At 64.8% G+C, this 13,806-nt stretch carries 14 protein-coding genes; 4 read left to right on the forward strand and 10 right to left on the reverse strand.

Translation table 11 applies throughout. The annotated features are described in order from the left end of the window. Positions 1 to 8: 8 nt before the first annotated feature. Complete coding sequence (locus tag RID11_RS04275; RefSeq protein ID WP_350136197.1) at positions 9 to 1,295, reverse strand: homoserine dehydrogenase; 1,287 nt, start codon at positions 1,293 to 1,295, stop codon at positions 9 to 11. Positions 1,296 to 1,391: 96 nt separating this feature from the next. Continuing rightward, positions 1,392 to 1,688, reverse strand: coding sequence for a hypothetical protein (locus RID11_RS04280; protein WP_350136198.1), 297 nt, complete (start codon positions 1,686 to 1,688; stop codon positions 1,392 to 1,394). 107 nt (positions 1,689 to 1,795) lie between these two features. Here RID11_RS04280 and RID11_RS04285 point away from each other — a divergent pair, with 107 nt between their 5' ends. After that, complete coding sequence (locus RID11_RS04285; RefSeq protein ID WP_350136199.1) at positions 1,796 to 2,401, forward strand: TetR/AcrR family transcriptional regulator; 606 nt, start codon at positions 1,796 to 1,798, stop codon at positions 2,399 to 2,401. 265 nt (positions 2,402 to 2,666) lie between these two features. On the opposite strand, the gene cobT is transcribed toward RID11_RS04285, so the two are convergent. After that, positions 2,667 to 4,544, reverse strand: coding sequence for a cobaltochelatase subunit CobT (cobT, locus tag RID11_RS04290; RefSeq protein WP_350136200.1), 1,878 nt, complete (start codon positions 4,542 to 4,544; stop codon positions 2,667 to 2,669). 18 nt (positions 4,545 to 4,562) lie between these two features. Further along, a complete protein-coding gene (gene cobS, locus RID11_RS04295) occupies positions 4,563 to 5,549 on the reverse strand; it encodes a cobaltochelatase subunit CobS (protein ID WP_350136201.1) in 987 nt (328 codons plus the stop codon). Between the two features lie 165 nt (positions 5,550 to 5,714). Between cobS and RID11_RS04300 the strand changes: the two genes are divergently transcribed. The 3 genes from RID11_RS04300 (at position 5,715) to RID11_RS04310 (ending at position 7,900) form a co-directional block, all read left to right on the forward strand. Continuing rightward, on the forward strand, positions 5,715 to 6,257 hold the full coding sequence (locus RID11_RS04300) for a sigma-70 family RNA polymerase sigma factor (protein ID WP_350136202.1): 543 nt from the start codon (positions 5,715 to 5,717) through the stop codon (positions 6,255 to 6,257). Further along, positions 6,254 to 6,949 carry an anti-sigma factor gene (locus RID11_RS04305; protein ID WP_350136203.1) on the forward strand — a complete coding sequence of 232 codons (696 nt, stop codon included), beginning with the start codon at positions 6,254 to 6,256 and terminating at the stop codon, positions 6,947 to 6,949. Before RID11_RS04300 ends, RID11_RS04305 begins: the two co-directional genes overlap by 4 nt. A 390-nt stretch (positions 6,950 to 7,339) precedes the next feature. Next, the gene (locus RID11_RS04310) at positions 7,340 to 7,900 is read left to right on the forward strand and encodes a fasciclin domain-containing protein (RefSeq protein ID WP_350136204.1); all 561 of its coding nucleotides are present in this window, start codon (positions 7,340 to 7,342) and stop codon (positions 7,898 to 7,900) included. A gap of 62 nt (positions 7,901 to 7,962) precedes the next feature. Here the strand turns inward: RID11_RS04310 and RID11_RS04315 are convergent, their stop codons facing one another. The 6 genes from RID11_RS04315 to RID11_RS04340 form a co-directional block, all read right to left on the reverse strand. Next, positions 7,963 to 8,616: a Crp/Fnr family transcriptional regulator gene (locus RID11_RS04315; RefSeq protein WP_350136205.1), complete on the reverse strand. Its 654-nt coding sequence runs from the start codon at positions 8,614 to 8,616 to the stop codon at positions 7,963 to 7,965. Next, positions 8,616 to 9,488 (reverse strand): 3-hydroxyisobutyrate dehydrogenase, encoded by an 873-nt coding sequence (gene mmsB / locus RID11_RS04320; protein WP_350136206.1) that lies wholly within the window; start codon positions 9,486 to 9,488, stop codon positions 8,616 to 8,618. The genes RID11_RS04315 and mmsB overlap by 1 nt, the downstream gene beginning before the upstream one ends. Then, positions 9,485 to 10,537, reverse strand: a complete 1,053-nt coding sequence (locus RID11_RS04325; RefSeq protein WP_350136207.1) for an enoyl-CoA hydratase/isomerase family protein — start codon at positions 10,535 to 10,537, stop codon at positions 9,485 to 9,487. The genes mmsB and RID11_RS04325 overlap by 4 nt, the downstream gene beginning before the upstream one ends. After that, positions 10,534 to 11,676 (reverse strand): acyl-CoA dehydrogenase family protein, encoded by a 1,143-nt coding sequence (locus RID11_RS04330; RefSeq protein WP_350136208.1) that lies wholly within the window; start codon positions 11,674 to 11,676, stop codon positions 10,534 to 10,536. Before RID11_RS04330 ends, RID11_RS04325 begins: the two co-directional genes overlap by 4 nt. Before the next feature lie 151 nt (positions 11,677 to 11,827). After that, the gene (locus RID11_RS04335; protein WP_350136209.1) at positions 11,828 to 12,379 is read right to left on the reverse strand and encodes a L,D-transpeptidase; all 552 of its coding nucleotides are present in this window, start codon (positions 12,377 to 12,379) and stop codon (positions 11,828 to 11,830) included. A 116-nt stretch (positions 12,380 to 12,495) separates the two neighbouring features. Continuing rightward, a complete protein-coding gene (locus tag RID11_RS04340; RefSeq protein ID WP_350136210.1) occupies positions 12,496 to 13,629 on the reverse strand; it encodes a carboxylate-amine ligase in 1,134 nt (377 codons plus the stop codon). Positions 13,630 to 13,806: the final 177 nt, after the last annotated feature.

Here is a 13,806-nt window from a genome sequence, read left to right on the forward strand (position 1 = left end):
CGCGGGTTTCAGACGGTTTCGATCCGCAGCGCCACCGGCTCACCCGCCAGCACGTCGAGCCGCCGGATGCCGGTCAATGCCGTATCGAGCGCGTCGCGATTGGTCTTGTGGGTGACGATCAGCACCGGGGCGGTGGCGTCGTCATGGCGGTACTGGCGCATCCGGTCGATGGAAATCCCCGCCTCGCCCAGCAGCGTCGCCACCTTGGCCAGCGCGCCGGGCTTGTCGTCAAGCGACATGCGCAGGTAATAGCGCGCGGGTGTGGCGCTGCTGGCCTGCGCGCAGGGTTTGAGCGTGGCGGCGGGCTGACCGAAGGTCGAGAGGCGGAAACCGCGCGCGATATCCATCACGTCGCCCATCACCGCACTTGCCGTCGGCCCCATGCCCGCGCCGGGGCCGCGCAGCACGATCTGTTCGACCTGATCGCCTTCGAGCACGACCATGTTGGTGCCGCCTTCAAGCTGTCCGAGCGGGCTTTTTGCCGGGACAAGGCAGGGCGACATGCGCTGTTCCAGCCCGCGCCCGGTCATCTGCGCCACGCCCAGAAGCTTGATCCGGTAGCCCATGTCGGCGGCGTGACGGATATCGTCGAGGGTGATGTCCTGAATGCCTTCGAGCGCCACGCCGTCGAAATCGACCTGGCAACCAAAGGCGATCGAGGACAAGAGCGCCAGCTTATGCCCTGCGTCGATGCCGCCCACGTCAAGATTGGGATCGGCCTCGAGATAGCCCAGCTTGTCGGCCTCCTCGAACAGCGCGTTATAGCCCTGACCGGTGGCCTGCATCCGCGTCAGGATATAGTTGCAGGTGCCGTTCATCACGCCCATCACGCGGGTGATGTCGTTGCCCGCCAGCCCCTCGGTCAGGGCCTTGATCACCGGGATGCCGCCCGCGACGGCGGCCTCGAAGCGGATGACGCGCCCGGCCTCTTCGGCGGCGAGTGCCAGGGCGTGGCCGTGATGTGCGAGCATCGCCTTGTTGGCGGTGACCACGTCCTTGCCTGCCGCGATGGCAGCCTCGGTCGCGGCCTTGGCGGGCCCGTCTGAGCCGCCCATCAGTTCCACGAACACGTCCACATCGTCGCGCTTGGCCAAGGCGACCGGATCATCCTCCCACGCGTAATCGCCGAGGTTGACGCCGCGATCCTTGTCGCGGGTGCGGGCCGAGACGGCGCTGATCGTGATCGGACGGCCTGCGCGCGCGGCGAGTGTCTCGGCCTTTTGCCGGACGATGCGGACGACGCCGGTGCCGACGGTGCCGAGACCGGCTATGCCAAGGCGCAGGGGGGTGTTCATGGGGCTCTCCGATCATCACTGTCCTGTGGTTGAGGCGCGATGTAACGGGTTCGGATGGTCCTTGCAACGCAGGGCGCACCTGTCGGGGGCGGGTTTTTATTCGGTGACGCCGGTTTGCATGCGCGCCTGCGTCTCGGCGTCGATCACCGGGGCGTCGAGACGGGCCGCGCGGGCGCGCAAGCGGTCGGCCCGGCTTTGCAGGTCGGGGGCGGTGCGGTCGTCGCTGCGCGGAGGTGGTACCCGCCCGGTGATCTCGCCGGCCGGGACCAGGTCGAGATAGGCCTGATCGGCGCGGTTGTCGCGCACCTCCTCGGGCAGCGGGGGCAATTCGGTACACCCGGCAAAGAGCGCAAGCGCGAGGGCGGCCAAGGCGGCAGAGAGACGAGGGCGCATGGGCGGGCGGTCCTTTGGCGGGCGGTTGATGTCTTTCTTGCCATTCTTTGGCGGGGCAGGGCAAGCGGGGCTTTGATCTGAACATATGTTCAGTTAAACCGGTTGGCATGGCACGCACCCAAGGTTCCCATTCCGACATCACCGGTCCGCGCATCCGCGCAGCGGCGCTCTCGCTTTTTGCCCGCCATGGCTATGCCGCCGTCTCGATGCGGCAGATCGCAAGCGAGGTGGGCGTGCAGGCCGGTGCGCTCTATAATTACACGCCGGACAAGCAGACGCTGCTGTTTGATCTGATGCGCACCCATATGGAGGACCTGCTGGCGGCCTGGGATGCCGAAGCCCCGCAGGCGGGCGGCGCGATGGCGCAGCTCGAGGCGTTTACCCGGTTTCACATCCGCTTCAACACCAGCCGTGCCGAGGCGGTCTTTGTGTCCTACATGGAGTTGCGCAATCTCAGCCCGGAGAATTTCGAGCTGATTGAGGGTCTGCGGCGCGATTACGAGACGCGCCTCGAGGCGATCCTGCGCGCCGGTGCCGAGGCGCGCGTGATGGTGGTTGCGGAGCCGCGCATCGCCAGCATGGCGCTGATTGCCATGCTGACGGGGGTGAACACCTGGTTCCGCGAAAAGGGCCGGTTGTCGCTGGCACAGGTCGAGGCGGTCTACTGGGACATGGTGCGCCGGTCCGTGACGGGCCAGGCCGGGGGTACTTGAACGGGGCAGGGCGGGGGTGATGTTGGCCCTTAGCCGCCGTTGACGTCTAGAACCAATGCGCGGAATCAAGGCGCGGAACGCGCCGCCGCGCAGCGCCCGACCGCCCCCCGGGCGGGCGCTTTTGAAACGTCACAAACCCGTGCAATCGTAGCAGTATTTGGCTGCCATAAAGTGCGCTCCACCAAGGTTGCAGCGCCCACCCGCGGTCGGGCACCGCGCGGCTTGCCCTGCAACTCAAATGTCCGCATCAGCCCAAAACCCGCCCTCAGACCGCCTTCCTGATCCCCATCATCCGCGCCCGCGCGCGCGGATCGCTGTCGAAGAGCGCGGCCAGTTGCTCGGTCATCGCGCCCGCCAGTTGATCGGCATCAGTGATCGTCACCGCGCGCTCATAATAGCGGGTCACGTCATGGCCGATGCCGATGGCCAGCAATTCCACCTGGCGGCGCCGCTCGACCATGGCGATCACGTCGCGCAGGTGCTTCTCGAGATAATTGGCGGGGTTCACGCTCAGCGTGCTGTCATCGACCGGGGCCCCGTCGGAAATCACCATCAGGATCTTGCGCGCCTCCTTGCGGGCCACAATGCGCTTATGCGCCCATTCCAGCGCCTCGCCGTCGATGTTTTCCTTGAGAAGGCCCTCTTTCATCATCAGCCCCAGATTGTCGCGCGTCCGGCGCATCGGCGCGTCGGCGGATTTGTAGATGATGTGGCGCAGATCATTCAGGCGGCCGGGCAGTTGCGGCCGTCCCTCGGCCAGCCATTTCTCGCGGCTTTGCCCGCCCTTCCAGGCGCGGGTGGTAAAGCCCAGCACCTCGACCTTGACCGAGCACCGCTCCAGCGTGCGCGCGAGAACATCTGCGCAGATCGCGGCGATGGAGATCGGCCGCCCGCGCATCGAGCCGGAATTATCCAGCAGCAATGTCACCACGGTATCGCGGAATTCGGTATCCTTTTCCACCTTGAAGCTGAGCGGCGTGGTGGGGTTGGCGACCACGCGGGCCAGACGCCCGGCATCGAGAATGCCCTCCTCGCGGTCGAATTCCCAACTGCGGCTCTGCTGCGCCTGAAGACGGCGTTGCAGCTTGTTGGCGAGACGCGACACAGCCCCTTTCAGCGGCTCAAGCTGCTGATCGAGATAGGCGCGCAGGCGTTCCAGCTCGACCGGGTCGGCCAGGTCCTCGGCGCGGATTTCCTCGTCATGCTCGGTGTTGTAGACGATGTAATTCGGGTCGGCGTCGGAAATGGGCTGCGGTGCGGGCGGCTCCAGCGGGGCCTCGCCCTCGGGCAGTTCAGTCTCCTCGTCCATCTCCTCGTCGGACATCTCGTCCATGCTGACCTGCGCCTGTTGCGCATCCTGCTGCTCGTCCTGACTGCGTTCGGGGTCGGCCTCGGCCTCTTCCTCGTCGCTGTCATCCTGACCGCTGCTATCGGGCTCTTCCTGCTCTTCGCCAGTCTCCTCGGCGTCGTCTTCCTGATCGTCTTCGGCGCTGTCGGGGTCCTCGCCCAACTGATCGCCATAGCCCAGGTCCTCAATGATCCGCCGGGCAAAGCGCGCGAATTCAGTCTGATCGGCAAGCGTGTCCTGCAGGTTTTCCAGCGTGCCGCCCGCCTGCTCCTCGATAAAGCCACGCCACAGCTCCATCACGTTCTGCGCGCCGGGTGGCATGTCGCGCCCGGTCGCGAGGTGGCGGATCAGGTAGCCTGCGGCGGCGGGCAGGGGGGCGTCGGCGGAATTGGTGATCTGCTCAAACCCCAGACGCGTGGCGTCCTGCGCGATCTTGGCGTCGATATTGGTCGCGGTGCCGGGCATCTCGCGGGCACCCACGGCCTCGCAACGGGCGGTTTCCATCGCCTCGTAGAGATCGCGGGCCATGTCGCCGGGCGGGGCATAGCGGCTGTGCAGGGCGGCATCGTGGAACTTGTGCCTTAGCGCCAGCGCATCGGCGGTGCCGCGCGCAATCAGCACTTCCTCGCGGCTCATCCGGCGGCTGACCTGCGGCAGGCGCATCGCATCGCCCGAAATCCCCGCCGGATCGACCGAGTAGCTGACCGTCAGATCCGCATCGTCGGCCATCACCTTGGTGGCATTGGCGAGCGCCTTCTTGAACGGATCGGCGGGGTTATCGGAGGGTTTGTTCATGATGTCCCGGACGCGGCTTTACTGCACGTTCACATTCGCCGCACTTTCCGGCAGTTCCTCGTCAAAGCAGCGCTGGTAGAATTCGGCCACCGTCTGGCGCTCCAACTCGTCGCATTTGTTGAGGAAGGTCAGCCGGAACGCATAGCCCACATTTCGGAAGATATTGGCGTTCTGCGCCCAGGCGATCACGGTGCGGGGGCTCATCACCGTCGACAACCCGCCGTTCATGAAGGCGGTGCGCGAGAGGTCCGCTACCGTCACCATGCGGCTCACGGTCTTGCGGCCCTCGGCGGTGTTGTAGAGCGGGTTCTTGGCCAGCTCGATCGCGGTCTCGGCGTCATGGCTCAGGTAGTTGAGCGTCGCGACCAGCGACCAGCGGTCCATCTGACCCTGGTTGATCTGCTGGGTGCCGTGATAGAGGCCGGTGGTGTCACCCAGACCCACCGTGTTGGCGGTGGCAAACAGGCGGAAGAACGGGTTGGGGGTGATCACCTCGTTCTGATCGAGCAGCGTCAGCTTGCCATCGGCCTCGAGCACGCGCTGGATCACGAACATCACATCGGCGCGGCCTGCGTCATATTCGTCGAACACGATCGCGGTCGGGTTGCGCAGCGCCCAGGGCAGGATGCCCTCGTGAAACTCGGTCACCTGCACGCCGTCGCGCAGCTTGATCGCGTCCTTGCCGATGAGGTCGATCCGGCTGATATGGCTGTCGAGATTGACCCGCACGCAGGGCCAGTTGAGCCGCGCCGCGACCTGCTCGATATGGGTCGATTTGCCGGTGCCGTGATAGCCCTGGATCATCACCCGGCGGTTGTGGGAAAATCCTGCGAGGATGGCCAGCGTCGTGTCAGGGTCGAATTTATAGGTCGAATCGAATTCCGGCACGCGCTCGCTGCGGTCCGGGAAGCCCTTGACGATCATGTCCGTGTCGATGCCAAAGGTGTCGCGGACGGAGATTTCCTCGGTCGGTTTCGCATTGATGTCAATCGTGCCGTCAGCCATGTCGCCGGTCCTTCAATCGGGTCGTTATTTGCGTCTCGTCGTGCAACATATCGCAGGTGAGGGCAAGGGGAAGGGGCAAGATTGGATTGGCCTCAAGGGCATGCAGGACTGGTCATATGGCGCAGGCGTGTTAAGTTGGGCTTCGAACAGGACTTCGGCGGTTGAATGACGACACGCGCGGACATTGAAAATCTGATAGCGCGCGTGGCTCAGGGGGACCGGGCCGCGTTCAAGGCGCTTTATGGTGCCACCTCGGCGAAACTCTTTGGCGTGACACTGCGTGTCTTGAACGATCGCGCGGAGGCGGAAGAGGTGTTGCAGGAGATCTATGTCAAGGTCTGGCACAATGCGGACAGGTATACTGTCAACGGGCTGAGCCCGATGACCTGGCTGATCACCATTGCCCGCAACAGCGCGGTGGACCGTCTACGCAAGCTGCGCCGGGCCGAGACACCGGCGGAACTGGAAGAGCGGATCGCCGATGACGCGGCAGGGCCCGAGGCCCTCGCCGTCGCCGCCTCCGAGCGGGGCCGGCTTGTGGCCTGTTTCGAGGAACTCGCCGCCAAACATGCAGAGGCGGTGCGCCGCGCCTATCTCGAGGGTGAGACCTATGCCGATCTGGCGGCGCGTTTCGACGTGCCGCTGAACACGATGCGAACCTGGCTGCGCCGCAGCCTGCTGAGCCTGAGGGAGTGTCTGACGCGATGAGCGATCAGGACCAGCCAGACCGGGACGATCGGGTCCTTGCGGGGGAATACACCCTCGGGCTGCTCTCGGCAGAGGAGGCGGCCGCGTTCGAGGCGCGCATGGTGCGCGAGCCCGAGTTGCGGGCGCTCTATGCGCAATGGGCCGAGGATTTCGCGGGCCTGACCGATGATATCACACCGCAAGCGCCGCCCGCCCGGGTCTGGCAGCAGATCGAGGCGGGGCTGTTTGACACCCGCGCACGGGGCTCGTGGCTGCGGCGGCTGACGCTGTGGGGCGGTGGCCTCGCGGCGGCGGCAGTGCTTGTGTTGGCCGTCGGCCTGCCCGATCTGGTCGAGCGCGGGCCGGTGCCGCCGGTCGATCCGCCCTATGTGGCGCAGATCGCGGCAGAGGATGGCAGTCTCGTGGTGCAGGCGGTCTATGATGATGCGACCGGCACGCTCTTTGTCGATCGCGAGGCCGGGGGGGCTGCCCCGGGGCGGGCGCTGGAACTGTGGCTGATCGCCGGAGAAGACGCACCGGTCTCGCTTGGCGTGATGCCGCAGGATGCGCAGGCGATCCTGCGGGTTGCAGACGATCTGCGCGGCCGCGTCGCCGGGGCCGTGCTGGCCATTTCCGACGAGCCCGAAGGTGGCTCGCCGACCGGTGCGCCGACCGGCGACGTGCTCGCCGTGGGACCGGTGCAGGAGAGCTAGGGTGCCGGTCTGAGGGCGGTGCGGGGGTGATTTTGGCCCGAAACTGCCGTTACCGCATCCCGCGCGAAACGCACCGAAGGTGCCGCGCGATCGCCGGGCCGTCCCGCGGCCTGGCGATTTGAGGGGTTGCACAACGAGTCGATGTTACAATGACTTGGCTGCCATAAAGTACCCGCCACACCCGTCGCATCGCCAGTCCCCGGCCCTGCGATCACGCGGCACCTTCTGGCGGGGTGCTATGTCCACTTCAGGCCAAAAACGATGCACTCAACACGGTTCCAACACGGTTGCGAATAAAATCTGAAACTCTTTCGCACCTCGTGTCGTGCCTCCTCGTGACCTTCGGCCCATCGGCCCGGAGGCCATTTGATCCAACCGAGGAGACACGACATGACACCCAAGAAGATTTTCGCAGCCACCGGCGCGCTTGCCCTGACCGCCACCATGGCGCTTGCCGCGATGGACAACCCGATGGTCGGCGGGGCCGAGATGTATCCCGAAAAGAACATCATCGAGAATGCCGTCAATTCTGCCGATCACGAAACGCTGGTCGCCGCCGTCAAGGCTGCAGGCCTCGTCGAGACGCTGCAGGGCGAGGGGCCGTTTACCGTGTTCGCGCCCACCGATGCCGCCTTCGGCATGCTCAAGGACGGCGCGGTCGAGGCGCTTCTGCAGCCCGAAGCCAAGAAACAACTGACCCAGATCCTGACCTGCCACGTCGTCGGCGCCGATGCGATGGCCATGGCGATCAAGGGCATGATCGACGATGATGGCGGCATGCATGTCGTGCCGACGCTCGGCGGCTGCGAACTCAAGGCGACCTATTCGGGCGACAAGATCATGCTCGAGGACGAGCGCGGGCGGGTGATCAACGTCACCATCGCGGATGTGAAACAGTCGAATGGCGTGATCCACGTGGTCGACCGGGTGATCCTGCCGCCGCGTCCCTGACCCCACTCGAAATCCACAAGGCCCGTTACTCGAACGGGGTGGCGCGCAGCGCCGCCCCGTTTTCACATATCAAGGCTGGCCAACTCGCTCAGGGTTTCGGCGTCGAGAATGCGCACCACGCCGCGATCCAGCGCCACGATCCCGCGCCGCGCCAGCGCATCGAGACGGCGCGAGACCACCTCGCGCGCGCTGCCGATCATCACCGCGATCTCGGCATGGGTCGCCTTCAGCGTGTTTTCCTCGGCGCGCTCCAGCAGGCATTGCGCCAGCCGCGTCTCGATCCGTTGAAAGGCGACACGATCCAGCAGGTGCATCATGGATTGCAGGCGCTGCGCGAAGGCGGCGAAGACGAATTTGCGGAACACGTCCGAGAGATCCATCAGATGCAGGAACGTGTCGCGCGGCACCAGTACCAGTTCGCTGTCGCTGCGCGCGACCGCCTCGCCGGAATAGTCCTCGCCGCCCATCAGCCCGAGCGTGGATTGCACGCAGCTTTGCCCCGGCTCCACCGCGTAAAGCAGCATCTCGCGCCCCGAAGCCCCGGTCAGGAACACTTCGACCCGGCCCTTGAGCACGATCACGAATCCCTTGACCGTCTCACCGGGGTGAAACAGCACTTGGCCCGTGGGCACGCGCATCGGGCTCAGCCGGTCGAGCAGGGCCACCGCGTCGGGCTCCAGCACGGGCAGGCCGGGCGCGCCCGCCACCCATCCCATCAGCCGCGTCCGCGCGTCTCGAATCGCGGCAGCATGGCCGAGAAATCACGCCCCTTGCCGTCTTCCTTCTCGACGAAGTCCGCATAGAGATCACAGGCCGCGCGGCCCATCGGCGTGTCGGCATTGACCGTCTCGGCGGCCTGCTGCGACAGGCGTAGATCCTTGAGCATCAGATCGGCGGCAAAGCCCGGCTGATAGCCATTATCGGCGGGTGATTTGGGCCCGATGCCCGGCGCGGGGCAATAGGCGTTCATCGACCAGCTATAGCCCGAGGAGGTCGAGACCACGTCGAACATCGCCTGCCGCTCCAGCCCCAGCTTGTCGGCCAATGCAAAGGCCTCGCAGGTGGCGATCATCGTCGCGCCAAGGATCATGTTGTTGCAGATCTTGGCCGCCTGCCCGTTGCCGGATGGGCCGCAATGCACCGCCTTTTGCCCCATGATGTCAAAGAGTTCCTTGGCGATATTAAAGCCCGCCTCGTCACCGCCCACCATGAAGGTCAGCGTGCCGCCCGCAGCCCCGCCGACGCCGCCCGACACCGGTGCATCGAGCGCCGAAAGCCCTGCGGCCTGCGCCTGCGCGGCGACGTCGCGCGCGCTGCCGACATCGACGGTCGAGCAGTCGAGCAGCACCGCGCCCGTCCCCATCGCCGGGATCACCTCATCCGCCACGCGGCGCAGGATATCGCCATTGGGCAGCATGGTGATCACTACCTGCGCGCCCTCGGCGGCGGCAGCGGCGCTACCCGCCATTTTGATGCCCTCGATCTTGACGTCGGCCATGTCAAAGCCCGTCACCTCATGCCCGGCCTTGGCCAGATTGGCCGCCATTGGCCCGCCCATATTGCCCAGCCCGATGAACCCGATCTTCATGTCGTTGCCTCCCTTTCGAATGTCAGTGCGTCCGCCCCGAGGGGCATCAGCATGGATGCGACCGCCGTGCCCGGCAGGCTGTCCAGCGCGTGTTGCCAGTGCGGATCACGGTCCTTGTCGATGATCGCAGCGCGGATGCCTTCCAGGAAATCGCCCTCTTCCATCGCACGATAGGTGAAACGATATTCAAGGCCAAGCGCGCGGCGGATATCCGCATCGGACCCGCGCAGACGGTGGATCATCTCGACCGCGCAGGCCATCGACAGCGGCGAGCCGCGCGACAGCGCCTTGAGCGCCTGCGCGGTGAACTCGCTGTCCTCGGCGCGCAGGGAATTGACGATATCGCCCAGCCGCTCGCCGCCGAAATGTGCGGCGACCTGCGACTCGATACCGCGCAAATTGCCCGTCGGAGGCGTCTCGGTGGCGGCATCGATCACCGCCGGATCGCCCGTTTCAACCAGCGCTGCGATCAGGTCGCCCCACTTCAACTGCGGCACGTAAACATCTGCAAAACCGCTATATATCGCGTCATCCGGCCCCATGCGCGTGCCGGTCGTCCCCAGATATTCCCCCATTCGTCCCGGTGCCCGCGCCAGCAAGAGCGAGCCGCCCACATCCGGCACCAGACCGATGCCGCATTCGGGCATCGCCACTTGCGTGCTCTCGCAGGCGACGCGATGAGACCCGTGACAGGAAATGCCCACGCCGCCGCCCATGACAAAGCCCTGCATCAGTGCGACATAGGGTTTGGGATATTCGGCGATCTTGGCATTCAGGCGATATTCATCGGCCCAGAACCGTCGGCCAAAGGCGAAATCCCCGGCGCGGCCGGTGTCGTAAAGCTGCTGAATGTCGCCGCCCGCGCAAAACGCCTTGTCGCCCTCGGCGTTGATCAGCACCAGCGCCACCTCCGCGTCGTCGCGCCAGTCATCCAGCGCCGCCTCGATGGCCATCGCCATGTCGTAACTCAACGCATTCAAGGCCTTGGGCCGGGTCAGGGTGATCCGCCCGGCACGGCCGTCCTTGCGGATATGGATATCACCGCTCATTGGTCCGCCAGCATCTGCCGCGCCACGATCAGGCGCATGATCTCGTTGGTGCCTTCGAGGATTTCATGCACCCGCAGGTCGCGCACCAGTTTCTCGATCCCGTAATCGGCCAGGTAACCATAACCGCCATGCAGTTGCAGGCACTGGTTGACGATGCGACTGCCCGCCTCGGTCACGAATTTCTTGGCCATGGCGCAGAATTTCGTTGCGTCGGGTGTGTCGTTGTCCAGCTTCCACGCCGCCTGCCGCAGAAAAGTGCGTGCGGCCTGCAACTCGATCTCCATGTCAGCGAGGCGGAATTGCAGCGCCTGAAACTGGTCAATGGGTTTGCCAAAAGCCTTTCTCTCGGCCATGTAGCTCAGCGTCATGCTCAGCGCCTGCTGTGCTGCGCCCAGCGAGCAAGCCGCGATGTTCAGACGCCCGCCATCCAGCCCGTTCATCGCATATGTGAAACCTTTACCTTCTTCTCCGACCAGATTAGCGGAAGAAATGTTGCAACTGTCAAACTGCACCTGCCGCGTCGGTTGGCTGCGCCAGCCCATTTTATCCTCCAAGCCGCCATAGCTGAGGCCCTCTGCGCCGTCCTCGACATAAACGGTTGAGATACCCTTGGGGCCGTCGTCGCCGCTGCGCACCATCACCACGTAAGCGTCAGAATATCCGCCGCCCGAGATGAACGCCTTGGTGCCATTGAGGGTGTAGCCCTCGTTGGTGCGCTCGGCGCGGGTCTTGAGGGCGGCGGCATCCGAGCCAGAGCCGGGTTCGGTCAGGCAATAGGACAGCACCGTCTCCATCGTCATGGCCTTCGGCAGCACCCGCGCCTTCATCTCGTCGCTGCCGAACTTGTCGATCATCTTGGCGCACATGTTGTGGATCGACAGGAACGCCGCAACCGAGGGGCAGGCCATCGACAGTGCCTCGAAGACCAGCGTCGCATCCAGCCGCGAGAGGCCAGAGCCGCCCGCCTCCTCGCTCACGTAGAGCCCGCCGAACCCGAGCGCGGCGATCTCCGGCCACAGCTCCTTGGGAATGGTGCCCTCGCGCTCCCAATCGCGGGCATGCGGCGCGATGCGATCCTGTCCGAATGCATGGGCCATGTCGAAAATGGCGGTCTGTTCCTCGCTGAGGGCAAAGTCCATCACGGGCTCCTGTTCGCTGAAATGAACGCTTGTTTAATTAGCAACTATTGCAGAACTGTTGCAAGGCGCAACGCCCTCCGACCGGGATGCGACAAAAGAAAACGCCCCGAGGGGTAACCCGGGGCGCTGATGCTTTGCAAGGGTGGTGTGGTCAGAGCAAAAGCACCTGCGTGCCGACCTGTGCCATGCCGAACAGCTCTTCGATATGCCGATTATAGAGCCCGATGCAGCCCGAGGACGATTGCCGTCCGATCTTGCGGGTGTCATGCGTGCCATGCACCAGGTAGGCGGGCCAGCCGAGATAAAGCGCATGGGTGCCCAGCGGATTTTCCGGGCCGGGCGGCATGTATTCGGGCAGCGAAGGGTCACGCTCGCGCATGGATTGGGTCGGCGTCCAGTCGGGACCGACACGCTTGCGCACGATCTCGGTATAGCCGCGCCGGGTCAGCTGTTCGGTCATCGGCACCGAGGATGGAAAGAGCGCATAGGTCTCACCATCCGGGCCCCAATAATGTACCGCGCGGCTGTCGATATCGGCCAGCAGGCAGCCCTTGCCCAGACTGTCGAAGTGATCGCGCCAGTCGCGTTTGACAAAGGCCGAGGCGTTGCGGCGGTTCACGGTCTCGGCGCGCAGCAGGCCGGGTGTGGCCAGCGCGGCAATACCGGTGGCGATGGCGGTGCGGCGGGTGAAGTTCGGGGTCATCGTGCTCGGTCCTCTTGGTCGGGATTATCTCCCGTACATAGGAAGGACGGCCCCGGATGCGTAGGGGGCGTCGCGCATTTGGTCCGCGTGCTCACAGAATTGTCATCGGCGCAGGCCTAGAGGTCGGCGTGGTATTCCTCGATCAGGTGCCGCACCACCGATTGCAGCGCCTCCGCCTCGGTCTGCCCGGTGGCGCGGGCGGCGGTAAATACTGCGCGCTGCCGCTCCGAACTGGTGCCGCGCGCCAGCATGTCGCGGGCATGTTCGACTTCGGCCACCGCCTCGAAGAATTGCGCATCCTCTTGGATCAATTCGATTATTTCCTCGACCAGCGTGGCCATGTCGACAATCTCGTTCCGCCCGAAGTCGATCAGCCCCTCGGTGGTGCCATAGCGTTGCGCCCGCCAGCGGTTCTCCGAGACGAGGAAGCTGTCATAGATCCGCCAGCGCTGATTGTGGATCGCCAGCCGCCACAGCATCCGCGCCAGCGATTGCGTCAATGCGGCCAGTGTCAGCGCATCCTCCAGCCGGGGCTGCACGTCGCAGATCCGCGATTCCAGCGTCGGAAAGCGTGACGAGGGGCGCAGATCCCACCAGATCTTGCTCGCGTCCTCGATCACGCCCAGATCGACCAGCGCCTGCACCGAGCGGTCGAACTCGCCATAACTCTCCATCCGGGGCGGCGGACCGGTGCGGGGCAGGTTATCGAACACCGTCAGCCGATAGCAACTCAGCCCGGTATCCTGCCCCTGCCAGAACGGCGAGGAGCAACTCAGCGCCAGCATGTGCGGCAGGAAATAGCTCAGTTGATTCATCAGGTCGATGCGCCGGTCAGGCGGCTCGATCCCGACATGCACATGCATGCCGCAGATCAGCATCCGCCGCACCACACCCGCGAGATCGTGCTGCAACTCGTTATAGCGTTTCTTGTCCGTATGGGTCTGGCTGCGCCAGTCGGAAAACGGGTGGCACGAGGCGGCAATGGGCGCGAGGTTATGTTCCTTCGCGTGCCGCGCCACGGTGCTGCGCAGGCGTTTGAGATCCTCGCGCGCCTCACCGACGTTGCGGCAGACGCGGGTGCCGATCTCGATCTGGCAATTGAGGAATTCAGGGCTGACCTGATCCTGCAGGTCCTGCTCGCACGCCGTCATCAGCGCCTCGGGCGCATTGGCCAGGGCAAGGCTGTCGAGATCGACGAGAAGGTATTCCTCTTCCACGCCGATGGTGAAATCGGGGCTGATATAGGCCAAGAAATACGCTCCTCCGAATGACTGCAGCCAGTTCAGCACATTCCGGGGGAAATCGGCAAGCGCATCCTCGCGCTATCGGGCCTTGTGACCCGGATGCGCGCTGCCGGTCTCGGGGCCGCGCCTTGATTCTCGAAGAACTGCTAGGCACGCGACACCCGAAACTATACTCAAAAGTGT

It is taken from the genome of Roseovarius sp. (genome assembly GCF_040219995.1).
Classification (GTDB): Bacteria; Pseudomonadota; Alphaproteobacteria; order Rhodobacterales; family Rhodobacteraceae; genus Roseovarius.

Bases quoted from the DNA above. Each gene is read 5' to 3' on its own strand.
- RID11_RS04275 (WP_350136197.1), bottom strand. From the start codon at position 1,295: ATGAACACCCCCCTGCGCCTTGGCATAGCCGGTCTCGGCACCGTCGGC.
- RID11_RS04280 (WP_350136198.1), bottom strand. From the start codon at position 1,688: ATGCGCCCTCGTCTCTCTGCCGCCTTGGCCGCCCTCGCGCTTGCGCTC.
- RID11_RS04285 (WP_350136199.1), top strand. From the start codon at position 1,796: ATGGCACGCACCCAAGGTTCCCATTCCGACATCACCGGTCCGCGCATC.
- cobT (WP_350136200.1), bottom strand. From the start codon at position 4,544: ATGAACAAACCCTCCGATAACCCCGCCGATCCGTTCAAGAAGGCGCTC.
- cobS (WP_350136201.1), bottom strand. From the start codon at position 5,549: ATGGCTGACGGCACGATTGACATCAATGCGAAACCGACCGAGGAAATC.
- RID11_RS04300 (WP_350136202.1), top strand. From the start codon at position 5,715: ATGACGACACGCGCGGACATTGAAAATCTGATAGCGCGCGTGGCTCAG.
- RID11_RS04305 (WP_350136203.1), top strand. From the start codon at position 6,254: ATGAGCGATCAGGACCAGCCAGACCGGGACGATCGGGTCCTTGCGGGG.
- RID11_RS04310 (WP_350136204.1), top strand. From the start codon at position 7,340: ATGACACCCAAGAAGATTTTCGCAGCCACCGGCGCGCTTGCCCTGACC.
- RID11_RS04315 (WP_350136205.1), bottom strand. From the start codon at position 8,616: ATGGGATGGGTGGCGGGCGCGCCCGGCCTGCCCGTGCTGGAGCCCGAC.
- mmsB (WP_350136206.1), bottom strand. From the start codon at position 9,488: ATGAAGATCGGGTTCATCGGGCTGGGCAATATGGGCGGGCCAATGGCG.
- RID11_RS04325 (WP_350136207.1), bottom strand. From the start codon at position 10,537: ATGAGCGGTGATATCCATATCCGCAAGGACGGCCGTGCCGGGCGGATC.
- RID11_RS04330 (WP_350136208.1), bottom strand. From the start codon at position 11,676: ATGGACTTTGCCCTCAGCGAGGAACAGACCGCCATTTTCGACATGGCC.
- RID11_RS04335 (WP_350136209.1), bottom strand. From the start codon at position 12,379: ATGACCCCGAACTTCACCCGCCGCACCGCCATCGCCACCGGTATTGCC.